This window comes from Parasaccharibacter sp. TMW2.1890 (assembly GCF_023337645.1).
Classification (GTDB): Bacteria; Pseudomonadota; Alphaproteobacteria; order Acetobacterales; family Acetobacteraceae; genus Bombella; species Bombella apis.
In genome coordinates this window covers 20688-45019 of sequence record NZ_NWUV01000005.1, presented here as the reverse complement: position 1 = coordinate 45019, position 24332 = coordinate 20688, and the positions used below count along the sequence as shown (strand labels likewise).

Sequence of the window (24332 nt, the reverse complement as noted above, 5' to 3'; positions counted from 1 at the left end):
AGAGGTCTGTTTCATAATTGTGAAATATTTCCGTGCCAGACACATGGCATTTTTCATTCCGAAATGAGGAATACAGAAAAAAGCGGGTTCTTCCACCATCAAAGTGGGACAATCGCTTTTTCTGACGGTTGTTCTTTGCGGGCAGGGACGGTAATGCACGAAGGCGAGGCATCCTTCATCATGAGGGCAGGCCTCTGAAGGTGAAACGGTCAAGGCTTCGGATACATGCGCATGACGCCCGTATTGCGTTCATCACACCGTAGAGCGGGGTTCGACGCCGTTTTCCATGGGTTGCTCCTGCTCTGCTCACTGCTGGTGCTGGCCATGCTTGGCGGGCTGATCCTGCTGATGGCCACAGGCGGCTGGCAGGCTTTCACAAGGTTTGGCCTTTCCTTTTTCACGACAGTCTCGTGGAATCCCGTCAAGGATACATACGGGGTTCTGGCCCCTCTGCTGGGGACACTCGTCAGCACGCTCATTGCCATGCTGATTGCCGTCCCCATGGCCTTTGGTACGGCCTTCTGGCTGACCTACATCGCCTCGGGGCGGTTTGCCTCCATCGTCGGGACGACCATCCAGCTTCTGGCGGCCGTGCCTTCCATCATTTTCGGCATGTGGGGGTTCCAGACCATCGTCCCGTTCATTGCCCGTGATGTACAGCCTTTCCTGAACCATCATTTCCGGCATGTGCCTGTTCTGGGGTCCGTGCTCTCCGGTCCTCCGGTTGGTACGGGGCTTGTGACGGCCGGTATCATATTGGCGGTGATGATCGCTCCATTCATCACGGCGGTGATGGTGGATGTGTTCGGGGCGGTTCCCCCCATGCTGCGGGAAAGTGCCTACGGGCTGGGGGCAACACGCTGGGAGATGATGCGCAAGATTGTCGTGCCCTGGTCCCGCAATGGCATGATCGGGGCGATTGTGCTGGGCATGGGGCGTGCACTGGGTGAGACCATGGCCGTGACTTTCATCATCGGTAACGTGACGACCGTGGGCTGGTCCCTGTTTGCGCCACGCAGCACCGTGGCCTCGCTGATTGCTCTCCAGTTCCCGGAAAGCCCGGAAGGCTCCCTGCGTCTCTCGTCTCTCATGGCGCTGGGCTTCATCCTCATGCTCCTTTCCTGTGTCAGCCTGGCGCTGGCACGTTGTCTCAGAGGGAAACGTCAATGACGGAACCTGTGATCTCTCCGGCATCTTCCAGCGAGGCCGACAGGGCCGGTTCTGAGTCGGGGCGATGGCGTCCGGGGCGCAAGGCCCTGCGGCGGCAGATGCTGGATTATGTGGCGACAGGCGTCAGTATTGTGGCGGGGAGTGTCCTGCTTCTGGTTCTGGTCTCCATCCTCTGGACGCTGCTGAGCCGTGGGCTGGTAGGTCTCTCATGGGCAACACTGACGCACAGGATGGGGCCTCCCGGTTCTGGTGGCGGGTTGGCCAATGCCATCGTGGGCAGCCTTTTACAGACGGGTCTTGCCCTGTTGATGGCGGCCCCGGTCGGGCTGATGTGCGGCATCTATCTCTCCGAATATGGGCGCAAGGGCAATCATTTCGCCAGCGCCGTGCGGTTTGTGGCGGACATGCTGATGTCGGCCCCGTCCATTCTGATCGGCCTGTTCATCTATCAGCTGCTTGTCGTGCCATTCGGTCACTTTTCCGGGTTCTCCGGTGCTGTGGCGCTGGCCGTGTTGGCCCTGCCTCTCATCGTGCGGACAACGGAGGACATGCTCCGCCTGGTACCAACGGCCATGCGGGAGGCGGGAGCGGCCCTGGGAGCGGCCCGCTGGCGGGTCATCCTGTCCCTTTGCCTGCGTTCGGCCCGCAAGGGCGTGACGACCGGCATTCTGCTGGCCCTGGCCCGCATGGGGGGGGAGACGGCTCCGCTGCTGTTCACATCGCTGGGCAATCAGACCATGTCCACCGACATGACCCGGCCCATGGCCAGCCTGCCCATCGCCATCTACCAGTATGCCGGTGCCTCTTATGAGGACTGGGTGCAGCTGGCCTGGACGGGTGCCCTGCTGGTGACGTTCGGCGTACTGCTCATCAACATCACCGTGCGGCTTTCATCCCGTCACTGAAATCAAGGGAAGAGAATTTCATGCCTTCTGCCTCGATGTCATCTGCCAGCCTGTCGGGCAGGGAACCTGTACAGGATGTCGCCCTTTCAGTACGGGACCTGAACTTCCATTACGGGACGCACCATGCCCTGCATGGCATTTCGCTGGATTTCCCGGCCCGCTGCGTGACGGCCATGATCGGCCCCAGCGGGTGCGGCAAGTCCACCCTGCTGCGTGTCTTCAACAAGATTTACGCCCTTTACCCCGGCCAGCGGGCCACGGGTGAGGTGATGTTCGATGGACGCAACATCCTTGATGATTCCATCAATCTGGACATGCTGCGCTCCCGCATCGGGATGGTGTTCCAGAAGCCGACGCCGTTTCCCATGTCCATTTATGACAACATCGCTTTTGGCGTGCGCCTGCATGAGAAGCTGAACCGTACGGAGATGGACGAGCGGGTGCAGGACGTGCTGACCCGTGTCGCCCTCTGGAACGAGGTGCGGGACCGGCTGAATGCCCCGGCGACCGGGCTTTCCGGCGGGCAGCAGCAGCGTCTCTGCATTGCCCGCAGTATTGCGACCAGGCCGGAGGTTCTTCTGCTGGATGAGCCGACCTCCGCTCTGGACCCGATCTCCACAGCCCGGATTGAAGAGTTGCTGGATGAGCTGAAAGAAGAGTTCACCATTGCGATCGTGACGCATAACATGCAGCAGGCTGCACGTTGTGCCGACCGTGTCGCTTTCTTCTATCTCGGCAGGCTGGTGGAGGTGGATACGGCAGACCGTATCTTCACCAACCCTCGTGAGAAGCAGACACAGGACTACATTACCGGCCGGTTCGGATAAGCGGGAAGGGGAGAGAGATCATGCCACACGAGCGTTCTCATATCGTCTCGAGTTTTGAGCAGGAGCTGGAACAGCTCCGGGCCATGATGGTGAAGATTGGCCGTATCGTGGAGGAGCAGGTGGGGCTTGCCCTTCGTGCCATTTCCGACCATGACGAGTCTGCCGCTGAAGAGGCCACGAGGCTTGACCCGGAGGTGGACGAGCTGGAGCGGGAGGTCGAGAGTCTGGTCATCCGTCTGCTGGCCCTGCGCAGCCCGATGGGGGCGGACCTGCGGGAGATCGTCGCAGCCCTGAAGATTACGGGGGACCTGGAGCGTATTGGTGACTATGCCGCCTCCATTGCCCGCAAGGCCATCAAGGCGGCATCCGGTGACGGGCAGATTTCCCTGTCCGGCCTGCGGAGTATGGGGCGTCTGGTGAAGGAGAATCTGGGCCGGACGGTGGATGCCGTCATTGCGCACGATGCCAACCAGGCGATGGAGGTCTGGCACGCCGATCGGGGCGTGGACGAGCATTATGTGACCGTGTTTCGTGAGCTGGTCACCTACATGATCGAGGATGCCCGGAACATTCGTGCCTGTACGGAGCTTCTCTTCATTGCCAAGAATCTGGAGCGTATTGGCGATCATGCCACCAATGTGGCCGAGCGGGTCTACTACGCCGTGACGGGTGAGAACCTGCCCACGACCCGCCCTCGCGGAGGAAGCCCAACCCGCTCACTCGGGCAGGGTGAAGACATGGACTGATCTGCTCCTCCTACCGGCTCCCGGGAGGGCCGGCCAGCAGACATGAAAAACCCCCGGCAGGCTCAGGCTCTGCCGGGGGTTTTGTGTGATGGCGGGATGCCGGGTCCCTCAGGACTCGGCCTCGTCATCATTGCGTTTCAGGAGCAGCCAGCCGCCATAGAAGATCAGGGCCAGAACAGGGATGGAACCAACCGTGATGGTGCCGGATGGATAATCAAAAGCCATCATGATCAGGACCATCACCAGGAAGGCCAGTGTCAGCCAGCCTGTATAGGGGGCTCCCGGCATGGCGAAGCCCGTCCTGGCGATGCGCCCCTGTTTTATGGCTCTGTGCAGGCGCAGCTGGCAGAGCAGGATGGTGGCCCATGTCCCCAGAATCCCCAGAGAGGAGATGCTCAGCACGATCTCGAAAATCTGCGTGGGGTACAGATAATTCATCAGCACGCCAATGAGATAGATGAAGAGTGTTGCCCCGATCCCCACATAAGGGACGGCATTGCGGTTCAGCTTGCTCATGGCCTGTGGGGCAGAGCCACCAAGGGCCAGGGCACGCAGGATACGCCCTGTGGAATACAGGCCGGAGTTGAGGCTGGAGAGGGCGGCCGTCAGCACCACGAAATTCATGATGCTGTCAGCAGCAGGCAGGCCCAGCTTGTGGAAGAAGGTGACGAACGGGCTTTCTCCGGCATGGTAGGCCGACCATGGCATGAGGCAGACCAGCAGGGCGACAGACCCGACATAGAAAACCACAATGCGCCAGATCACGCTGTTGACGGCATTGGGGACGACCTTGCGGGGGTTTTCACACTCACCGGCGGCAATGCCGATCAGCTCTGTTGCAGCATAGGCAAAGACGACACCCTGGATCAGCATCAGCGAGGCAACGACTCCGTGCGGGAAGATGCCGCCGGACTCGGTAATGAGATGGAGACCCGGCGTGTATGAGCCGACGTGCGTGCCGCTCAGCAGGACATAACCGCCCACGCTCAGAAAGATGACCAGCGTGAGGACCTTTACTAGTGAGAACCAGAATTCAATCTCACCAAAGTACCGCACGCCTGTGAGGTTCACCGCTCCGACCACAACCAGAGCTCCCAAGGCAATCAGCCACTGGGGAATATGGCCGAACATCGGCCAGTAATGGATGTAAAGCGCAATGGCCGTGATGTCGACGATGCCGGTCATGGCCCAGTTGAGGAAGAAAAACCAGCCAGCCGCATAGGCGGCGCCTTCTCCAAGAAACTCACGGGCATAGGTGACGAAGCTGCCGCTGCTGGGCCGGTACATCACCAGTTCCCCCATGGCCCGCAGGATCATGAAGGCACAGATACCGCAGATGGCATAGGTGATGGCCAGCGACGGCCCAGCAATCTGGAGGCGGGACCCCGCCCCCAGGAACAGACCGGTGCCGATGGCTCCACCGATGGCGATCATCTGCACATGCCGCCGGCTCAGATCTTTCTGGTAACCTTCATCCGTGGCGCTGGCCTGTCTGGGTCTGGTCTGGTCGGAGGGAGATGTAGTCATGCGATGATCCTGCAATGGTCGGTCTAGAAGGCCCATGGCCCGGCAGGGTGATACCTTTTCGCTTCCGTCTGGTCTGCCATGTGTTTTACGAATAGATTCTATAACTAACACTAAAGGCTTTGCCAATGCGCAGCGGAAGGAAAGAAACTTTTAACAACCTATTATTTTGCGGTTACTGGTCTGCCATGCCTGTCATGCTGGCTCTGGTGCGGCATCCATGCAGGAATATGCGGAGTCCTTCTTCCAGATAATGGTGCAGGTTTTCCCTGTCACGTGCCGGCCCGCAATGGGCAAGCCGGGACAGGATGGGGCCGCCGATGGTCAGGCCGAAAAGGTGGTCTGCGGCATCGGCAGCATTGCCAAAATGCAGCAGTCCGGCCTTTTTCTGTACCTCAAGCCAGTTCTGGATGTTTGTCTTGCTGCCGGCGTTATGGAAGAGCTCTGTCATGAGCTGCTGGATGGAGGGGGAACGGTTTGTTTCACCGATGATGGTGCGCATCAGGCCGAGGCGTTTTTCGCAGAGGAGAATTTCCGCCATCTGGAACACCATGGCACGGAGCTGGTCTTCCATCCCGGTTTCCGGGATGGGGGAGGGGGTAAGCGGGACGAAAAGCTCGGAGAGCAGGAGCTGTTCCAGCAGGTTCCGTTTGGAGGGGAAAAAGAGGTAGAGCGTCTTTTTCGACATTCCTGCATGGTGGGCGATATGGTCCATCGTGGTGTGATGGTAGCCCTGCTGTTGCAGCAGCGTGCAGGCGACCCGGAGAATGGTGCTGCGGCGGTCCGTGTCATCATGAGGCTGCATGGCACCACGCTCCTTGCGAGATGGAAGAAGAAGTTTTGCCTTGTGCCCGATTCCGGCATGGGTCTGTCAAGCCCTGCATGAAAAGAGACCGTTTTCATGATCTTTTTGTGAGAAGAGAGCAGGGATGGGATTGACCGGCGGGGAGGAAACTGGATAGTTTCCTCCTCCACTACGTTTTTTTCATGGCGTGATATGGTGCAGGCGGTCTTTTTTGCCTGTAGCTTTGTTGCCCCATGTCCATTCCTCAGAGAGGCCGTCACGTTTATGCTCATGTTCCGCCCGAAACTGGCTGTGCGTCTGTCCCAGACGGTCATTTATGGCAGTACGGCCCTGCTGGGTTTTGGGGTTCTGGCCGGATGTCAGAAGAAAACGCCCCCAGCACCGCCGCCCCAGTCCGTTGCTGTCATGACACTGCACAGGCAGAGCGTTCCGCTGGAAACATCACTCCCGGGTCGGACGGATGCCTACGAACAGGCACAGATTCGCCCGCAGGTCAGTGGCGTGCTCGTTTCCCGCACCTTTGAGGAGGGCAAGGACGTACAGGCCGGGCAGCCTCTCTATCAGATTTACATTGCACCGTTTCAGGCGGCGTATGACCAGGCCCGCGGGCGGTTGATGGAGGCCCAGGCCAGCGCCATCCGTGCCCATGCCCAGCTGAAGCGTTACAAGGCTCTTGTCGGGCCCAGGGCCATCAGCCGTCAGGAATATGACAATGCGCTGGCTACGGCCCGTCAGGCGGATGCCGAGGTGGTGCAGGCACAGGCCGCCGTCGAAACGGCCCAGGTCAATCTCAACTACACTCATGTGCAGTCACCAATTGATGGACGCATCGGCCGGACGCTTTACACGGCAGGCACACTGGTCACGGCCAATCAGAGTACCCCCATTGCCGTGGTTACACGGCTGGACCCGATCTATGTGGATGTCAATCTGGCGGCAGAAGACATGATCCGCCTGCGGCGTGAGCTGGCATCTGGCCAGCTGGAGCGGAACGGCAGCGAGGCCGCCGTGACGCTGGAACTGCCAGATGGCTCCACCTATGGTCAGACAGGTCAGCTGAAACTTTCTGAAGTGACGGTCGATCCCGGTACGGGGACGCTGGTGATGCGTGCTGTCATGCCCAACCCGGACAAGCTGCTTCTGCCGGGCATGTTCGTCCATGCCCACATCAAGGAGGGCAGCGACCCGAATGCCCTGCTCCTGCCGCAGGTTGGCGTGCAGCGGACGCCCAAGGGTGAGCCTTATGTCATGGTGGTGGATGGGCAGAATCACGTCCATCTGCGCATGGTCGGGCTGGGGCAGACAGTTGGGGCCCGCTGGATGGTTACCAGAGGCTTGAAGGATGGGGAAAGGGTGATCGTTGAGGGCTTGCAGAAAGTTCATCCTGAAGGGGAGGTCAGACCCCATGAGGTCAGTCTGGCTGATCTGGGGATGGAGTAACGGCCCATGTCACTGTCACGTTTCTTTATCGACCGCCCCATCTTTGCCTGGGTGGTCGGGCTGATCATCATGCTTGTGGGTGGTGTGTCCATCACACAGATGCCAATCGCCCAATATCCCACCATTGCTCCGCCGCAGATTGCTGTCAGTGTGGATGATCCCGGTGCCTCGGCCGATACAGTCAACAACACGGTGGTACGGCCCATCCTCCAGCAGATGTCTGGTCTGGACCATCTGGAGTATCTGTCTGCCCAGTCCTATGGCAGCGGCCATATGGAGATCGACCTGACCTTCGAGCAGGGGACGAATCCCGACATCGCCCAGGTGCAGGTACAGAACAAGCTCCAGCTTGCCCAGCCCCGTCTGCCGCCCGAGGTGGTCAGCCAGGGGCTGAGTGTCACCAAGGCAGCCAAGAACTTCATGCTCGTCATCGGCTTCATCTCCACTGACGGGAGCATGAACGGGAAGGACATTTCGGATTACGTGGCGTCCAACGTGATGGACCCGCTGTCCCGCATTTCCGGTGTGGGGGATCATACGCTTTTCGGGTCCGAATATGCCATGCGCATCTGGATGGACCCGGACAAGCTGTACAAATATGGCCTGACCGTGAGTGACGTGCAGAGTGCCATCCAGAGCCAGAACATCCAGGTGGCATCCGGTGAGCTGGGCGGCCTGCCTGCCCGCAAGGGGATCGGGCTTGATGCCAACATCATCGGTCCTGTCCGCCTGACGGAACCGGAACAGTTCAGCAACATGCTGCTGAAGGTCCAGCAGGATGGCAGCCAGGTCCGCATGAGAGATATCGGGCACGTTGAGCTGGGGGCACAGAGCTACAATTTCACGTCCCGTTACAACAACAAGCCGGCCACGGCCATGGCCCTGAAGCTGGCCCCCGGTGCCAACCAGCTTGTGACGGAAGATGCCGTCCGGGCGAAGATTGCCCAGCTGTCGCAGTTCTTTCCCAAGGGGTTGAAGGTCGTCTACCCGCTGGATACGGCACCGTTCATTACCCACTCCATCGAGGAGGTGATCGAGACACTGCTGGAGGCCATTGCGCTGGTCTTCATCGTGATGCTTGTCTTCCTCCAGAATTTCCGGGCGACCCTGATCCCTACCATCGCTGTTCCGGTGGTGCTGCTGGGAACGTTCGGCATCCTGTCGGTGCTGGGTTATAGCATCAACACGTTGACCATGCTGGCCATGGTGCTGGCTGTGGGGCTGCTGGTGGATGATGCCATCGTGGTGGTGGAAAATGTCGAACGTGTGATGAGCGAAAAGGGCCTTTCCCCACGGGACGCCGCCCGTGAATCCATGGATGAGATTTCTGGAGCGCTGGTGGGTATCGTTCTGGTCCTCAGTGCGGTGTTTCTGCCCATGGCCGCCTTTGGCGGGTCCACCGGGGTGATTTACCGTCAGTTCTCCATCACGGTGGTGGCGGCCATGTGGCTGTCCGTTCTGGTGGCCATGGTCATGACGCCGGCTCTTTGTGCCACCATGCTCAAACCCATGAAACATGAGGTCCATTTCCGTCCGGCAGTCTGGTTCAATGAGCGGTTCGACTGGCTGACGAAACGGTATGTCAGTGGCGTGCGCCGCATGTTGCATTTCCGCACCCCTGCCATGATCGTTTTCCTGGCCCTGACAGGGCTGGTGGGCTTCCTGTTCATGAAGGTGCCAACGGGCTTCCTGCCAGACGAGGATCAGGCCCTCATTTTCGGGCAGGTCAGCATGCCTGCTGGGGCAACCGATGCGCAGATGGGGGCCGTCAACCACCGCATCACCGAATACGTGCTGAAGACCTATGGCCGGGATGTGGAATCCGTCTTCACCATGAATGGCTTCAGCTTCGCCGGGCAGGGGCAGAATGCCGGTGCGTTCTTCATCAGGCTGAAACCGTGGGACAAGCGGCCTGGTTATGCACATTCCAGCATGGCCATTGCCAACAGAATCATGGGGCATTTCTGGGGGGATCCGGCAGCGCAGATTTACGCCCTGAACCCCCCTGCGGTGATGGAACTCGGTAATGCCACCGGGTTTGATCTGGAGCTGGAAGATAACGGCCATATCGGTCATCAGGCCTTCCTTGCCGCCCGGAACAAGCTTCTGGCAGCGGCGTCCAAAAATCCGCTTCTGTCCGCTGTGCGCCCGATGGGGCTGGAAGATGCCCCCCAGTTTGTATTGGACCTCAACCGTGAGAAGGCCAATGCACAGGGCATCAGCAATGCGGAGCTCAACACGACGATCCAGGGGGCCTTCGGCTCGATTTACGTCAACCAGTTCACCCGCAATGACCGTGTAAAGCAGGTCTATATCCAGGGTGAGCCTTTCTCCCGCATGACGCCAGAGGATCTGAACCGCTGGTATGTCCGCAACAATCTGGGGGACATGGTACCCTTCAATGCGTTTGCCACGGGCCACTGGATTCTCGGTGCGCAGAAGGTGGAAAACTATAATGGCCTGAATTCCTATGAGATTCAGGGTGTGCCTGCCGTTGGGGTCAGTTCCGGCCGTGCGGTGGAGGAAATCGAGAAGATCATCAAGACCCTGCCGCCGGGAGTGGGGCATGAATGGACGGGCCTGACCTTTGAGCAGCTGGCGTCCGGCAATGCTACGGGGCCGCTTTATGCGCTGGCGGCCATTGTGATCCTGCTCTGTCTGGCTGCCCTGTATGAGAGCTGGGCCATCCCGTTTGCCGTGCTGCTCGTGCTGCCGCTGGGCGTGCTGGGGGCCATCGGTTCGACACTCTGGCGTGGGCTGAGCAATGACGTCTATTTCCAGGTCGGGCTTCTGACAACCGTGGGGCTGGCCGTGAAGAATGCGATCCTGATCGTGGAATTCGCCAAGGTCTTTTATGAGCAGGGCGACACGCTGGAAGATGCTGTCATGAAGGCCGGGCAGGAGCGTCTGCGTCCCATTCTGATGACCTCCATAGCTTTCGTTTGCGGTGTGTTCCCACTGGCTATTGCCACGGGTGCCGGTGCAGCCTCCCGTGTGGCGATCGGGACCTGTGTGGTAGGCGGTATGCTTACCGCTACCATTCTGGCCATCTATTTCGTGCCGCTGTTCTTTGTGGTTGTGCTGCGTCTCTTCAGGGTCAGGCGGCTTTCGGAACAGCCTCATGCAGGGCAGGAAGGAGATCACGCATGACCATGAAGCAGCACGGCAGGAACAGGGCCGTTCTTGCAGGGATGATGGGGCTGGGCAGCCTGCTGCTGACTTCCTGCAACCTGTCTCCGAAATATCATCGGCCGGATGCGGCCGTCTCGCAGACTTACCCGGCGGATGCAGAGATCAGGCCGGGCCAGCCTGCCCATCAGCAGGTGTCCGATCTTGGTTGGGAAGATTTCTTCACTGATCCACGGCTGAAGGCCCTTATTGGTCTGTCCCTTGCCAACAACCGGGACCTTGCTGCCCAGATGGCCGCCGTGGCGGCCGAACAGGGGCAGTATCAGGTGCAGAATGCCGCCCTGTTCCCGACCATTTCAGTCGGGGGTGGTGCACAGTATATGGGGCCGTCCGATACGGCCGGGTTCGCCTTCGCACCGGGGTCTGGCACATCGGTGTCCACACTGCGTTTCTATCAGACGTCCATCGGATTTTCGTCCTATGAGATCGACCTCTGGGGACGCATCCGCAATCTGAGCCAGGCCCAGAAGGAACAGACGCTGGGCACGGTCGAGAATCTGCGGAACCTGTGGATCACCACCGTCTCACAGGTGGCAAGCACCTACATCCAGTGGCTGGCGGATCGGCGTCTGCTGGACCTCGCCCACCGTACAGCCCGTACGAGGGCGGATACATGGCGTCTCAACAAGCTGGAATATGATCATGGCGAGCTGGATGCCCTGACCTTGGCCCAGAGTGCGACCGAGCTGGAGCAGGCCCGTTCTGACGAGGAGAAGGAAACAAGGGCTGTGGCGGATGATGAACATGCGTTGCAGCTGCTCGTCGGCACGCCCCTGCCTGCAGACCTGCCGCCGCCCCTCCCGATGGGCCGGCAGACGATGATTTCCGACCTGCCAGCCGGTCTGCCGTCCGACCTGTTGCAGCAGCGGCCCGACATCATGGCGGCCGAGCACAGCCTGCTGGGAGCCCATGCCTCTGTCGGGGCGGCCCGGGCCGCTTTCTATCCCCGTGTGACGCTGACGGCGAGCGAGGGGACCAGTTCTCTCCAGTTCCGCCGCCTGTTCAGCCATCTGGCCGAGACATGGGGCGTCTCCCCCAACATCAGCATCCCGCTGCTGACATGGGGTGTCAATGAAGGGAACCTGCGGACGGCCAAGGCCAAGCTGAAGCAGGGCATTGCCGAATATCAGAAGGCCATCCAGTCGGCCTTCCGGGAAGTGTCCGATGCGCTGACAGCACGGGAGACATACCGTCGGCAGGACAGTCATATGATCGTGCTGGAAACACAGGCCCAGCGGGCTTACGATCTCGCCCGGATGCGCTATCATGCTGGCATTGACAGTTACCTGACCACGCTGGTGCAGGAGCGCCAGCTCTATCAGGCCCAGCAGACCCGCATCATGGTCGAGGCGGCACGGTTTCAGAACATGGTAACGCTGTATCGTGCCCTGGGTGGCGGCTGGAGCCGCAAAAGCCAGGGGACATCAAACACACCACCCGGCCATCTGTAAGGGGTCGGGCCGAGGGGAGACGGCATATGCGTTTTATGAAACAGGCTGGCCTGCTGGCAGGAACTGGCATGATGCTGATGGGCGTGGCCGGACTGGCTCCTGCGCAGGCTGATGAGGCTGATTCGGTTGTCAGAAAGCCGATGCCCGGCTCGTCCCTGCCCAGGGTACATGCCGATTATAGCATGTTTCATTTTGTTCCCCGGGGTGATGAGGTGACCGTGCAGCCCGAGCGGAACCGCCTGCTGTTCCGCAAGAAAAGTGGTCAGCCAGATGGCTATGGCGAACGCCGTGGGGCAGCCATCGTCTATTATGATTCCAGCGGGAAACCCGTCCGCATCCAGCGTCTCACGCCGGAAGAGCTGGATCGGATGAACCAGTAGGAACGGTCCTGCCTGTTTCGGGGGGTCAGCGTTTCCACTTCCAGTAGCCGTAGAGGCCGAGGCCGGTATAGCCGGCATAGAGCAGGGCCGTGATGGTGAGAGAGCGGTTGATGAACAGGCCCGTATAGATCACGTCAATGCCGGACCAGAGCAGCCAGCTCACACGGTGGCGCCGGGCTGTCCAGAGCTGGGCAAGCAGGCTGGCTCCGCTCAGCCCTCCATCCAGAAGAGGAGTTGGGTCGTCACTCCAGCGTTGCAGGGCCAGAATCCATAAAATGGAGAGAATCAGGAAGAAGCCCGTCTCCAACATGGCCCGGTTGAAGGCGAGAGGGCGGGCGGGCAGGTCATCTGCCGGGCTGGATGGCCTATCGTGGCGGAGGTTCCCTCCGACCTGTTTTTCTCGTGCCCACAAGGCCCAGCCATAGAGGATGGCGATGCTGAAGACACCTTGCAGCACCGTGTCTGCATAGAGATGGGCCTGGAAGAATACCGTGCCATAAAAGAGCGTTGCCAGCAGGGAGATGGGCCAGCCCATCATGAGGCGTTGTGCTGTCAGCCAGACGCCGGAGGCACTGAGCAGTGCGGCGATCAGTTCCGTCATGGGTCAGTCTCTTTCCAGCATGGCCAGCAGGGCCCGGCCACGTTCCGTCTGGAACCAGCGTGCATGGCCGATGAGGTAGTCCCGCCGGGATATGTCGGCGGCGTTCCTGTTGCCGAGGACATGGCCGTAATAGGCAACCTCTGAAAGGGCAAAGGTGACGTGGCAGAGGGGCAGCCAGCAGGCGGTGAGGTGTTTCTCGGCAGGGCTGCGGGGCCGCTGGACATCATAGGCGTGCAGGAAGGCCCTCAGCTGCTCCTCATGCACGGTCGGGCAGCCATCCGGGTCCAGCCAGCTGATGAAGCTGCGTTCCATGGCCACGGCGAGGTCGAAGCTGGCACTGGTCAGGTCACACATGCCGAAATCGAAGGCACGGGCAGCCACGAGCCCATTACTCTCCCTGTGCCAGAGGAGGTTGGCCCCGTGCCAGTCCCCATGCCCCCAGAGGGGGCGGTCTTCTGGCAGCAGGGGGAGCAGGGCTTCATGGAACGGGGCCAGAAGGGGCAGGACATCCCGTTGCAGCGATGAGAGGGGATATGTGTCTGTCAGCCCTTCCTGTCGGGTGATCCACGGGATCAGGCTGTCCGCCAGTCTGTCGCCCAGCAGGGGATGCCGGGCGGAAATGAGGGGTGGGTCATGGCGTGGTGGGGCCTGATGGCCCTCGCTGGCCTGATGCAGCCGTGCCAGAAGTGTTCCGCTGGAAGCCGCCTGTGCCGTGTCGTGATAGGGCCGCCATGAGTCCAGCCCCCGATAGGCGTCCTGCTCCGTGTAAAGGGGGAAGGCTTCGTAGGTATGCTCGGGCGTGGCCAGGGCGGTCCGGCCATCCAGCATGGGCAGTGGGGCGGCGGCTGGCAGGCCCCGCTTTGCCAGATGGCTGGCGAAGCGGTGTTCTTCCGTCAGTGTTTCCACAGAGCGCAGGGCACGTCCGTGGCGTTTGAGGAACAGCCGCCCCCCATCTTCCAGCGCCACGATGGCCGAGGCGGAGAAGGGGCGCCGGCTGTGCCAGAGGAGGGGATTCCGGGCGGGCCGGACGCCCCAGTGCGGCAGAAGGGCCGTGACGTCACCGTCTGTCAGGGGAGGCCAGACGCAGCCATTGTAACCGCTTTCCAGACCAAGAGGGCGTGCCGACATGCTCAGAATCCAGCCGTCAGGCTGGCAAGGGCGGCGAAGGGGGCCCCGATATAATAGCCCGGGGCCGAGCCGCTGATCCGCCCGCCATGAAGGCCGGTCGTGTCATGGGCATTCAGGGTGGTGGAGTTGATGCCCGAGAGATAACGCTGGTTGCTGATGTTGCTCAGGTTCAGCCGCAATGTGGGTTGATGCAGGAAGCCCACATTGTTGAAGCGGTAACCAAGGGTCAGGTCGGCTGTCATGATGGCAGGGATGCGCTCGTCATTCATGAAGGTGGAATATTGATGGCTCATGTAATGCATGGAGATCATGCTGAAGAAGTGCCCATCATCATAGCGCAGGCCTGCTCCTGCCTGAAAATGGGGGCTGCGGACGGCTGTTTTGCCCGCTGTGGGCAGGATGTCGCTCCCGGCGGCGATGTTGTTGTCGATGGTGGCATGGAGATACTCGAAGGACGCATAGGGGCTGATATGGTGCCATGGGCGTGTACCGAGCTCCACATCCACACCACGGGAGGTCTGTTTCCCGGCATTGATGGTCGTGGTGATGTTGGGGTTGCTCGCTTCCCCGGTCTGTACCTGCCGGTTGCGGAAATTATAGTTGAAGAAGGTCAGGCTGGCTGTCAGCCAGTCTCCCGTGCGGCGGTAGCCGAACTCTTCGGAGACGGAATATTCATTCTTCAGGCGGTTGGTTCCGGCCTGACTGATGGAACCGTTGGGTACGCCATTGGCATCCACACCGGCATAGCTGTTGTAATAAGTGGGAACAGCCGGTGTCCGGAAGTTGGTGTTCACGTTGAGGAAGAGTTGATCCTGTTTCGTGAAGTTCCAGCGCATTCCGAAACGGGGCAGGGGTTCCTGCCTGTTGCTGGAGATGTTGCGCTGCGGGCCGGGTACGTCGTTGGTTCCCCAGCGGTGCATCATGACCTCCTTGAAGCCGATGTCCATGACCAGCCTGTCCTGCATCAGGGAGATGTGATCCCCCACATAGAGGGCGTTGGTCTGGGACATGGTGTGGAAGCCCCCGGCCAGATAGGGGTTGCCATCCGGCATGAGGATGCGGCTGCGTTTCCTGTCAGCCCAGATGCTGGCGGCAGAGCCGTCATTTCCGACGGCCGTGAAGGGCTGTGGTTCGTTGTCGTCTGAATAGTCGTACCAGTAGCCCATGACGAAGTCGTTCCATTTGTAACGGGCATGGAGGGCCATGTTCACGCCAGAGCGGTAGCTGCGCTGGGTGTAGTCGGCCCGTACGGTCTGGCCGTCCGTCACGGGCAGGGAGGTGACGGGCTGGGTGCCGTAATAGTTCCCCGTGCTGGAAAGTGTGGAGCCGGAGGGGAAGTTGCCATAGGCACGCTGGGCATAGGGCGTGATGTCGAAGGACAGACGCTGGCTGAAATGCAGGTGCACCGGTGCCCCGACATAGAGCGTTTCTTCCGGATCACGGGAAAGCCGCCAGTAGTTCGTGCTGTTCTCCCCGGGTTCGAAATGCCTGGTCAGCCGACCGCTGCGGGTGCCGGAACTTCTCCAGTCCTCGAGGGAGGTGAAAGGGTAGTAGCTGGTGTCGGCCCTGTTCCATGACCCCAGAATGCCCGCCTGGTTCCCCTGTCCCCATTCCTTGAGGAGCCGGAAATCAATGTGCTGGCGGGTGTCATGGCCGCCGCTGCGCCAGTTGTCTGTATGGGTGTTGGAGTAGGAGACGAAGCCTCTCATGCCGCTGTTGCCCATTTCCCCGGTTTCCAGCCGGATGAAGCCCCGCCGTGTGTTGAAGGACCCGTAGGAGAAGGAGGCGAGGCCGCCGGGTTTCAGGGACGGGTCGAGAAAGGAGAGTTTCATCAGCCCACCGGCGGCGTTGAGAACCGGGCTATCCAGATCGGCCGATCCCTGCTGGAGACCGACCTTGCTGTAATTCTCTGTATCGGCGAACTGGTTGGGGTATCCGCCATAGGAGGCGATGTCATTGAGTGGCATTCCCTCCAGCACATAGCCTAGGGCATCACCGTTCAGGCCACGGACGCTGATGTTGGTGTTGGGCGAGATGCCGAAGGGGTCGGATGTCATGACATTGGCACCCGGCAGGACGGACACGAGCTGGAAGGCCGAGGCCGTAGGCGCCTGTATGTCCATGTAGCTCCGGCCCACCTCGCTGATGGATTGCGTGCCATGCTGGGGCTGGATCAGTCCGCCGCCCCGCTGCACGGTTTCCGGGGCCGCCCGGGTAGTGATGTATTCCACCTTTTTGGCCTGTACGGCTTTGGCCGGTCTGGCATGGGAAGGCTGTTGGGCCGGGTGGTGGTGTGCCGCCGACGGATGAGTCGGTTTTCCTGAGTCTGCCAGTGCCAAGCCGGGGCTGCACAGGAGCAGAAAGAGAGGGGCCTTTTTGTGGCTGGAAAAAAATAAGCGCATGGAATCTTCGCCTTCGGAGCACGATGGTGAAGGTTCGCTGTGCAGGCGTCAGTTCAGGGGAGATGACGGGGACATCCCGTTCCGTGCTGTTTTCCTGTCCCTTCGCCGGTACGAACCGGATCAGGTTCAAAGGGTTGGATGGGCCGGACCCATCCTCTCAGCCTTGTATGGTGAAGGCACCCCTCGGAACATTGCCCCCTGTTAGCAGAGAAGGCAGATCGTGTCCATTTTCTGTCATCTCTGTACAGATGAATGGCCATGTACCGGCGCAAAATGGGCTTCTCTTGTAAAAAAGCCTTATTCTGCCAATATCGGATGAAAATATGCATCTTCAGTTTTCAGAGAGAGGTTACATGCCCATCATCGCACCGAGCCTGCTTGCCGCCGATTTCTCCAATCTGCGTCATGAAATGGGCAGTGTGGCGGAGGCACCATGGCTGCATCTTGATGTCATGGATGGGCATTTTGTTCCGAACATTTCCTTTGGTATGCCCGTCATCAAGGCGCTGCGCCCTCACAGCAGGGCGCGCTTTGATGCCCACCTGATGATCGAGCCGGCAGATCCCTATCTGGCTGCCATGGCAGAAGCGGGAGTGGACCACATCACCGTGCATGTGGAGGGGAATGCCCATCTTCACCGTACTCTCCAGAGCATCCATGCGCTGGGTTGCAAGGCAGGTGTGGCCATCTGCCCTGCCACGCCGCCGGAGGCTCTCTCCGAGGTCATGGACATGGTGGACATCATTCTGGTCATGACGGTCAATCCTGGTTTCGGAGGGCAGAAATTCCTGCATGGCCAGTTGGCCAAGATACGGACCCTTGCCGGGATGATCCGGCAGAGCGGCCGTGACATCGTGTTGGGTGTGGATGGTGGTATTGATGAGACCACCACCCCACTGGTGACAGAAGCCGGAGCAACCATGCTGGTGGCTGGTTCAGCCATTTTCGGCAGGGATGACCGGGCGGCAGCGATCCGGGGCCTGCGTGCGGCGGCCAAGCCTGCCACACTGGCCCCATCAGGGGAATGATGGTTGTTTAGGTCCTTCAGGCGGTATTTCCGGTTGCTGCTCGTCTCCCTGCCCCAGCGGCAGCATGAGGGGACAAGCCCTGTCTGTCTCTATCAGGACAGGGAAGAGGGCGATGTGGACCAGGGCGCCCTGCTGACGGGGGGTGTGTTCCGTTTTGCCCAGAAAACCTACAGCTTGCCCCTGCGGGGGGTCTGGCAGAGCAATAGCTGGCCGGAGGATGTCCGGCGCTGGTTCTATGGGTTTGACTGGCTGAAGGACCTGCGGACCTTTGGTACGAATGGAGCCCGGCTTCTGGCGCGCTCCATGGTGGCATCATGGGCAGACCGCCCCCCGGCTGATCCTGTCGCCCGGGAAAGCAGCGTGATGGGGCGGCGGCTGGCCAATTGGCTGGGGCATTATGAGTTCTGCCTTTCCACGGCTACGGAAGGGACGCAGCAGCTGGTGCTGGATGCCGCCGTGAAGGAGGCCCGTCGTCTTTCGGCCATGCTGCCTCTGCCTCCCATGGGGTGGGAAGGGCTGGCTGTTCTGCGGGGCTTGCTGGCCGTCTATATGGCCGTGCCGTATTATGATGGGTTCTTCAAACGGTTTGAGCAGCAGCTGCCGCTGGAGCTGAAGCGCCTGCTGGGTGATGAGGGCATTGTGGCCGAGCGCAGCCCGGAGGCCCAGTATCGTTGCGTGCAGGAGCTGACAGCCATTCAGGGCATGTTCACCACGTTGCAGTGGATGCCGCCGGACTGTGTCCCGGTGATGCTGGGGCGGGCCTGTGCCGTGTTGCGGGCCTTCTGCCATGGGGATGGGGGGCTGGCCCTGTTCAATGGGTCGCAGGAGCGTGGTGCGAAAGCCGTGCAGGCTCTGCTGGAGCAGGCAGAGCGATACAAGGTAGTGGCCTCCAGCCTGAGCCGGGGCGGTTTTGCCCGCCTGACAGCCGGAAGGGCCCTGCTGCTGGTGGATGCCGCCGCACCACCGCCGCAGGGGATGGACGGTATGGCCCATGCCGGTACATTGTCTTTTGAGTTCTCCCACGACCGGCAGCGTCTGTTCGTCAATTGTGGGGCAGCGGAGGGCGGCCCCTGGCGGCGGGCCCTGCGCAGTTCGGCAGCGCATACGATTCTGGTCGTGGATGGTGAATCCTCGTCCGATTTCGGGAATGATGGCCACGTGACCCGCCGTCCCTCACAGGTACGCTGCGAACAGAAACGGCAGGGTCGTGTTCAGGAACTCCATCTGTCGCATAATGGGTACTACCCGTCCTACGGTGTCCTTTGGTCCCGTTCCCTGTTTCTGGAACCATCCGGGGAGGAGCTGCGTGGCAGTGAAACGGTGGAGGGGGAGCGGGATGTGTCTTTCATGCTGCGGTTTCACATCCATCCCGATGTCCGTGTGGAGCGGGAGGATGATGATATCCTGCTTCATGCGCCCTCAGAGCTGTGGCGTTTCCGTCAGACAGGTGGGGTGATCATGCTGGAGGATGATCTTTACATGGGACGGGGCGTGCCGGAACAGACAGCCCAGATTGTCGTCCAGTCCTGCCCTGGCCGTCCCCTGCCGCCTGCTGAGGAAGAGGCAACTGAAGCCGGGGGCAGGGCCGCCAAAGCGTCCAGACGCCAGCAGAAGGTGGACTGGGTGCTGGAGCATGTCCCACTATAAGGGTGTCAGGAACGCTGAACACGACAGGTATCGTGCTGTCGTGTCTGTTCTGTTCCGCCTGCCGGGGGGATGTTACCCCACCCGGATGAGGATGTGCTTCTTCTTGCCGGAGGACAGTTTCAGCGTGCCGTCCGTCAGGTCGGCGGGGGTGACGGTCTGGTTCTCATCCTTGATGACGACGTCATTCAGCCGGGCACCACCGCCACGGATAAGACGGCGTGCCTCGCCCCCGCTGGCGGCCAGGCCTGCCTCTGCAAAGAGCCTGAAGGCAGGCACACCCTCGGCAAACAGGCTGGCGGGCACGGCAACTTCTGGCAGGGCGGCCTGGACGCTGCCCTGCTCGAACACCTTGCGGGCGGTTTCGGCAGCTTCCTCGGCGGCTTCACGGCCGTGGCAGATGGCCGTGGCCTCGGTGGCCAGAATCTTCTTGGCCTCGTTGATCTCTGCCCCTTCCAGCGCACCGAGGCGTTCACATTCCTCCACGGACAGGTCCGTGAACATCTTCAGGAAGCGGCCCACGTCGGCATCCTCGGTGTTGCGCCAGAACTGCCAGTAATCGAAGACAGGCCGCCGCTCTTTGCGGACCCACACGGCTCCGTTGGCGGACTTGCCCATCTTGGCCCCGGAGGAGGTGGTGACAAGCGGCGTTGTCAGCCCGAACAGACGTGCCCCATCCGTGCGGCGGGCCAGGTCGATGCCGGAGACGATGTTGCCCCACTGGTCGGACCCGCCCATCTGGAGAATGGCCCCGTGGCGGCGGTACAGCTCCCGGAAGTCGAACGCCTGAAGGATGGAATAGTTGAATTCAAGGAAAGTCAGTCCCTGTTCCCGGTCCAGCCGCTGCTTCACGCTTTCGAAGGAAAGCATCCGGCTGACGGAGAACTGCACCCCGACATCCTGAAGCAGGCTGATGTAGGAGAGCCTGTCCAGCCAGTCCGCATTGTTGACGAGACGGCACGCCCCATCCTCAAAATCCAGAAACTGTCCCAGAGAGGCCCGCAGCCCGGCAAGATTGTGGGTGATGGTCTCGTCCGTCATCAGGGAGCGGGCCTCATCACGGAAGGATGGATCACCGATCTTTGCCGTGCCGCCGCCAATCAGGGCGATGGGGTTGTGCCCGTGCTTCTGGAGCAGCCGCAGCATCATGATCGACATGGCATTGCCCACATGCAGGGAGTCTGCCGTGGGGTCAAAACCGATATAGGCCGTAACGGGACCTGCCAGCATCAGCTCGTCCAGCGCCTCGAAATCGGTGCACTGGAAGATCATCCCACGGGCCTGGGCTTCCCGCAGGAATGGGCTTTTAAGTGATGTATCGGTCATGAAGGGCATCTTTCCTGATGGCTGTCCTGTCGGGGCGGAGCGGGCTTAGCCCACGGCCTCTGCCGCAGGCTGGATCATGGCGTCTTCAGGGGCGAAGAGATTCCGCTGGCGGGTCGTCACATGGTCCTCCAGCGCATCGGCAATCAGTTCTGCCTGCTGGGAGAAGATATGATCGGCCTCGGGGAAAACACGGTAATCCACCGTGACATTCTTCTGCGTGTTCAGCTTGTCCACCAGCTTGCGGATGACAGGCTCGGGGGCCATGCTGTCCTTTCCACCGGCGATCATCAGGCCGCTGCACGGGCAGGGAGCGAGGAAGTTGAAATCGTAATCGTCAGCCGGAGGAGCGACGCTGATCCAGCCACGGATTTCTGGCCGACGCATGAGCAGCTGCATTCCCACGAAGGCACCGAAGGAATAACCGGCGATCCACAGCTCCGAGGAGTTGGGGTTGATCATCTGCATCCAGTCCAGCGCAGCGGCGGCATCGGAGATTTCCCCGATTCCACCATCATACCGCCCCTGGGAGCGGCCAACCCCACGGGAGTTGTAGCGCAGGACAGAAAAGCCCATGGTCTGGAAACGGCGGTACATGGTGTAGGCGATGCGGTTGTTCATCGTCCCGCCATGCAGCGGATGTGGATGGATGATCAGGGCGAGAGGGGCGTTGGGGTCTTCAGAATGATGGTAATGGCCTTCGAGCCGCCCATCCGGGCCGGCAAACATGACTTCAGGCATGTGTCTCTCATCTCTTTGTCCACCCCGTTGCCTGCTGAAGGCCCAGAGCGGTTATGCGAACCGATAATGCCCGGGTCCCTGTCCGGGCCCGGGCATGATTTTACGCCCCGGGCAGAAGGCACAGCCCCAGTCCGGGAAGAACATACCGGCGTTGTATATCGGTTCCATCCTCGTGATTTCTACCAAAATCGACTCTTCTGCGCTGGTTTTTTCAAAATGGTAAAGAAGATTGTATCTATCATCCTGTTTGGGCAGGGTTTGTCATGGGGCTTGCGGGAAAGGCCCTGTCCCGGATGTGCATGAGCGGAGCAGAAGGTTTTTTCATGGTTCAGGATACAGCTGTGCAGCAGGGCCCTGTCTATCTCGATGCCAATGCAACCGAACCCCTGCGGCCTGCTGCACGGGCTGCCATGCTGGCCGGGCTGGAGCAGACAGGGAATCCGTCTTCTGTCCATGCCGCAGGACGCAGGGCCCGCATCATGCTGGAAGAAGCCCGCCAGACGATGGCCTCCGCTTTTGGCAGGGAGGCTGACTGCTGTGTGTTCACGTCAGGGGGAACGGAGGCGGATACGCTTGCCCTGCATGGCTTTGGTCGGGCGGAAGGCCGTGCCATTCTCATTGGTGCCACCGAGCATGATGCCATCCGCAAAGCTGCCCCGGAGGCGTCCCTCATTCCGGTTGACGGGCAGGGGGTGATCGACTGCATGGCGCTGGAGGAGATGCTGGCAGCCCATACTCCCGGAACAGGTGATCGGCCGGGGCCGCTGGTCTGCATCATGGCGGCGAATAATGAGACGGGGGTATACGCTCCCCTGCGGGATGTAGCCTCTCTCTGTCGCCAGCATGGTGCCTTTCTGCATGTCGATGCCGTACAGGCTGCAGGCCGGATGCAGGAGCGGGACGAGTTCTCATTGGCTCTGAAAGACGGGTCCCTGGCGGGGGCCAGTCTGGCCCTGTCCGCCCATAAGATGGGTGGTCCCAAGGGGGCCGGTGCCCTGCTGCTGCCGGAGGACAGGCCCATGGCTCCCCTGCTGCCCGGTGGCGGGCAGGAACGGGGACGGCGGGGTGGCACACCGGCCCTTGCATCCCACATGGGTATGGCCGCCGCCCTTGAGGAGAGCCGGAAGCAGGACTGGACCCTCCTGGAGGCGCTGCGGGATGAGCTGGAGGGTGTCATGGTGCAGGCTGGAGCCCTCATCATGGGGCATGGTGTGGCCCGGCTGTCCAATACCATCAGTGCGGTCCTGCCCGGTGTGGCGGCCCAGATGCAGCTCATGGCGCTGGATATCGAGGGATATTGCGTTTCAGCCGGTTCGGCCTGTTCATCCGGCAAGGTGGCCCGATCCCATGTGCTGGAGGCCATGGGGCAGGGGGAGGCAGCCGGGCAGGCCATCCGTGTCTCGCTGCCGTGGAATGCCGAAGCTGGAGCTGTCAGGGCATTTGGGCAGGTTTATGCTCTCATGGCCCAGCGTTTTGCCGGACGTGGCCTTCTGAAACGCAGCTCTCTCCAGGGAGGTGGCCGTGCAACCTGAAGCTGATGTGATCTATCTGGATTACCTTGCTACGACTCCGTGTGATCCAGCCGTGCTGGAGACCATGCTGCCATGGTTCACACAGTACCCCGCCAATGCAGGGAGCCTGCATCTGCCGGGGCAGAAGGCCAATGCGGCCGTGGAGCAGGCCCGGGAGGAGCTTGCCGGGGCTCTCGCCGTCAGCCCGCAGGAGCTGATCTGGACCTCCGGGGCAACGGAGGCCAACAATCTGGCCATCAAGGGAGCCGCACGTTTCCTGAAGGAACAGGGTGATGGGCGACGGCGCCTTGTCACCGTGGCAACGGAGCATAAATGTGTGCTGGAAGCTGTACGGTCACTGGAGGGTGAGGGGTTTGAGCCTGTCATCCTGCCGGTGGAGCCGGATGGCCGCCTGTCACCGGATCGTCTGGCAGAGGCCCTGAAGACACCCGCGCTGCTGGTCAGCATCATGGCAGCGAACAACGAGACAGGCGTGGTGCAGGACCTTGGGCGCCTCATGCCGCTGGTGAAGCAGGCCGGCACCCTGCTGCATGTGGACATGGCCCAGATGTTCGGCAAGCTGCCCTGCACGCTGGAGGGTGTCGATCTCGCTTCATTTTCGGCACACAAGATATATGGTCCCAAAGGCGTGGGAGCGCTGTATGTCCGGCGGCGGCCCCGTGTGCGGCTGCTACCTTTGTTTTCAGGCGGCGGGCAGGAGCGCAGCCTGCGTTCTGGCACGTTGCCGGTCCCGCTGATCATCGGCATGGGGAAGGCCGCCCGGCTGGCCGTGGAGAGCGGGAAGGAGGAGGCTGACCGTCTTGCGGGCTTGCGGGAGAGGCTGTGGCAGGGTATGCGGCAGCTGTTCCCGGTGGTGCGTCTCAATGGTGCGCCTGCCCCACGGCTGCCGGGCGTCTTGAATGTGTGCCTGCCCGCCGGGCTGGAGGCCCAGCAGGTCATGGCAGCAGTGCCGGGGGTTGCTTTTTCATCCGGTTCGGCCTGTTCAGCGGCATCTGGGGCACCATCCTATGTCCTCAGGGCGATGGGATTGACAGAGGCGGAGGCACGCAGGAGCTTGCGCCTGTCGGTGGGACGTTTTACCTCGGCAGGTGATGTGGAGTGCGCAGTGGCCCGTTTTGGGCAGGGCCTTGCCGGGAGGTGAGACCGCTGCATGGATACAGGGAGTAGGGACTTATGCCCCGGATGGTTTTTGTTGAGCGTGATGGTAGCCGCCACGAGGTGGAGGCACAGGCAGGTCTCTCCGTGCTGGAGATCGCCCATGAGAATAATATCGACCTTGAAGGGGCCTGCGAAGGCTCGCTCGCCTGTGCGACCTGTCATGTGATCGTGGACCCGGCCTGGGCGGACAAGCTGAAAAGCCCGACTGATGATGAGGAAGACATGCTCGACCTCGCTTTCGGGCTGGAGAAGACATCCCGTCTGGGTTGCCAGATCGTCATGACGGAAGAGCTGGACGGTCTTGTCGTCCATCTTCCCAAGGCTGGCTGAGGTTTCCA

Annotated in this window: 20 protein-coding genes and 1 riboswitch; of the genes, 13 read left to right on the top strand and 7 right to left on the bottom strand. The window is 60.9% G+C overall.

Going from position 1 to position 24332, the window contains the following annotated elements:
* The first annotated feature begins 225 nt into the window (after positions 1 to 225).
* Genes pstC through phoU form a run of 4 tightly spaced genes read left to right on the top strand, consistent with a single transcriptional unit; the run spans position 226 to position 3648 of the window.
* Positions 226 to 1170, top strand: a complete 945-nt coding sequence (gene pstC / locus CPA54_RS08975) for a phosphate ABC transporter permease subunit PstC (protein WP_081562574.1) — start codon at positions 226 to 228, stop codon at positions 1168 to 1170.
* Positions 1167 to 2075 (top strand): phosphate ABC transporter permease PstA, encoded by a 909-nt coding sequence (gene pstA, locus CPA54_RS08970; protein WP_043559651.1) that lies wholly within the window; start codon positions 1167 to 1169, stop codon positions 2073 to 2075. Before pstC ends, pstA begins: the two co-directional genes overlap by 4 nt.
* A gap of 20 nt (positions 2076 to 2095) precedes the next feature.
* The gene (gene pstB, locus CPA54_RS08965) at positions 2096 to 2902 is read left to right on the top strand and encodes a phosphate ABC transporter ATP-binding protein PstB (RefSeq protein ID WP_198027217.1); all 807 of its coding nucleotides are present in this window, start codon (positions 2096 to 2098) and stop codon (positions 2900 to 2902) included.
* 20 nt (positions 2903 to 2922) lie between these two features.
* A complete protein-coding gene (gene phoU / locus CPA54_RS08960) occupies positions 2923 to 3648 on the top strand; it encodes a phosphate signaling complex protein PhoU (protein WP_249086161.1) in 726 nt (241 codons plus the stop codon).
* A gap of 108 nt (positions 3649 to 3756) precedes the next feature.
* Here the strand turns inward: phoU and CPA54_RS08955 are convergent, their stop codons facing one another.
* Both CPA54_RS08955 and CPA54_RS08950 read right to left on the bottom strand, forming a co-directional pair.
* Positions 3757 to 5175 carry an amino acid permease gene (locus tag CPA54_RS08955; RefSeq protein ID WP_043559646.1) on the bottom strand — a complete coding sequence of 473 codons (1419 nt, stop codon included), beginning with the start codon at positions 5173 to 5175 and terminating at the stop codon, positions 3757 to 3759.
* Positions 5176 to 5347: 172 nt separating this feature from the next.
* Positions 5348 to 5977, bottom strand: coding sequence for a TetR/AcrR family transcriptional regulator (locus CPA54_RS08950; protein ID WP_052349008.1), 630 nt, complete (start codon positions 5975 to 5977; stop codon positions 5348 to 5350).
* Between the two features lie 264 nt (positions 5978 to 6241).
* Here CPA54_RS08950 and CPA54_RS08945 point away from each other — a divergent pair, with 264 nt between their 5' ends.
* The 4 genes from CPA54_RS08945 to CPA54_RS08930 are packed head-to-tail and all read left to right on the top strand — an operon-like array spanning position 6242 to position 12437.
* The gene (locus CPA54_RS08945) at positions 6242 to 7417 is read left to right on the top strand and encodes an efflux RND transporter periplasmic adaptor subunit (RefSeq protein ID WP_081562571.1); all 1176 of its coding nucleotides are present in this window, start codon (positions 6242 to 6244) and stop codon (positions 7415 to 7417) included.
* Positions 7418 to 7423: 6 nt separating this feature from the next.
* Positions 7424 to 10567: an efflux RND transporter permease subunit gene (locus tag CPA54_RS08940; RefSeq protein WP_283162748.1), complete on the top strand. Its 3144-nt coding sequence runs from the start codon at positions 7424 to 7426 to the stop codon at positions 10565 to 10567.
* A 2-nt stretch (positions 10568 to 10569) separates the two neighbouring features.
* Positions 10570 to 12057 carry an efflux transporter outer membrane subunit gene (locus CPA54_RS08935; RefSeq protein WP_408902124.1) on the top strand — a complete coding sequence of 496 codons (1488 nt, stop codon included), beginning with the start codon at positions 10570 to 10572 and terminating at the stop codon, positions 12055 to 12057.
* Between the two features lie 26 nt (positions 12058 to 12083).
* The gene (locus CPA54_RS08930) at positions 12084 to 12437 is read left to right on the top strand and encodes a hypothetical protein (RefSeq protein ID WP_052349007.1); all 354 of its coding nucleotides are present in this window, start codon (positions 12084 to 12086) and stop codon (positions 12435 to 12437) included.
* A gap of 25 nt (positions 12438 to 12462) precedes the next feature.
* Here CPA54_RS08930 and pnuC read toward each other — a convergent pair whose 3' ends face one another.
* Genes pnuC through CPA54_RS08915 form a run of 3 tightly spaced genes read right to left on the bottom strand, consistent with a single transcriptional unit; the run spans position 12463 to position 16397 of the window.
* Positions 12463 to 13038, bottom strand: coding sequence for a nicotinamide riboside transporter PnuC (gene pnuC, locus CPA54_RS08925; protein ID WP_249086159.1), 576 nt, complete (start codon positions 13036 to 13038; stop codon positions 12463 to 12465).
* A 3-nt stretch (positions 13039 to 13041) separates the two neighbouring features.
* Positions 13042 to 14166, bottom strand: a complete 1125-nt coding sequence (locus CPA54_RS08920; RefSeq protein ID WP_249086157.1) for a phosphotransferase enzyme family protein — start codon at positions 14164 to 14166, stop codon at positions 13042 to 13044.
* 2 nt (positions 14167 to 14168) lie between these two features.
* Positions 14169 to 16397 carry a TonB-dependent receptor domain-containing protein gene (locus tag CPA54_RS08915; protein ID WP_249086156.1) on the bottom strand — a complete coding sequence of 743 codons (2229 nt, stop codon included), beginning with the start codon at positions 16395 to 16397 and terminating at the stop codon, positions 14169 to 14171.
* Positions 16398 to 16647: 250 nt separating this feature from the next.
* Positions 16648 to 16762: riboswitch (TPP riboswitch) on the bottom strand.
* Positions 16763 to 16921: 159 nt separating this feature from the next.
* On the opposite strand from CPA54_RS08915, the gene rpe reads away from it, so the two are divergent.
* Positions 16922 to 17596 carry a ribulose-phosphate 3-epimerase gene (rpe, locus tag CPA54_RS08910; RefSeq protein ID WP_081847690.1) on the top strand — a complete coding sequence of 225 codons (675 nt, stop codon included), beginning with the start codon at positions 16922 to 16924 and terminating at the stop codon, positions 17594 to 17596.
* 3 nt (positions 17597 to 17599) lie between these two features.
* The gene (locus CPA54_RS08905; protein ID WP_052349005.1) at positions 17600 to 19243 is read left to right on the top strand and encodes a heparinase II/III family protein; all 1644 of its coding nucleotides are present in this window, start codon (positions 17600 to 17602) and stop codon (positions 19241 to 19243) included.
* Positions 19244 to 19315: 72 nt separating this feature from the next.
* On the opposite strand, the gene tyrS is transcribed toward CPA54_RS08905, so the two are convergent.
* Both tyrS and CPA54_RS08895 read right to left on the bottom strand, forming a co-directional pair.
* Positions 19316 to 20566, bottom strand: coding sequence for a tyrosine--tRNA ligase (gene tyrS, locus CPA54_RS08900; RefSeq protein WP_043559705.1), 1251 nt, complete (start codon positions 20564 to 20566; stop codon positions 19316 to 19318).
* A 45-nt stretch (positions 20567 to 20611) separates the two neighbouring features.
* A complete protein-coding gene (locus CPA54_RS08895; RefSeq protein WP_043559620.1) occupies positions 20612 to 21304 on the bottom strand; it encodes an alpha/beta hydrolase in 693 nt (230 codons plus the stop codon).
* Positions 21305 to 21627: 323 nt separating this feature from the next.
* Between CPA54_RS08895 and CPA54_RS08890 the strand changes: the two genes are divergently transcribed.
* The 3 genes from CPA54_RS08890 to CPA54_RS08880 are packed head-to-tail and all read left to right on the top strand — an operon-like array spanning position 21628 to position 24324.
* Positions 21628 to 22836: a cysteine desulfurase family protein gene (locus CPA54_RS08890; RefSeq protein ID WP_249086155.1), complete on the top strand. Its 1209-nt coding sequence runs from the start codon at positions 21628 to 21630 to the stop codon at positions 22834 to 22836.
* A 7-nt stretch (positions 22837 to 22843) separates the two neighbouring features.
* A complete protein-coding gene (locus CPA54_RS08885; RefSeq protein ID WP_081563366.1) occupies positions 22844 to 23977 on the top strand; it encodes a cysteine desulfurase family protein in 1134 nt (377 codons plus the stop codon).
* Positions 23978 to 24009: 32 nt separating this feature from the next.
* Entirely contained in the window at positions 24010 to 24324 is a 315-nt protein-coding gene (locus tag CPA54_RS08880) for a ferredoxin family 2Fe-2S iron-sulfur cluster binding protein (protein WP_043559617.1), read from the top strand.
* The last annotated feature ends 8 nt before the right edge of the window (positions 24325 to 24332 follow it).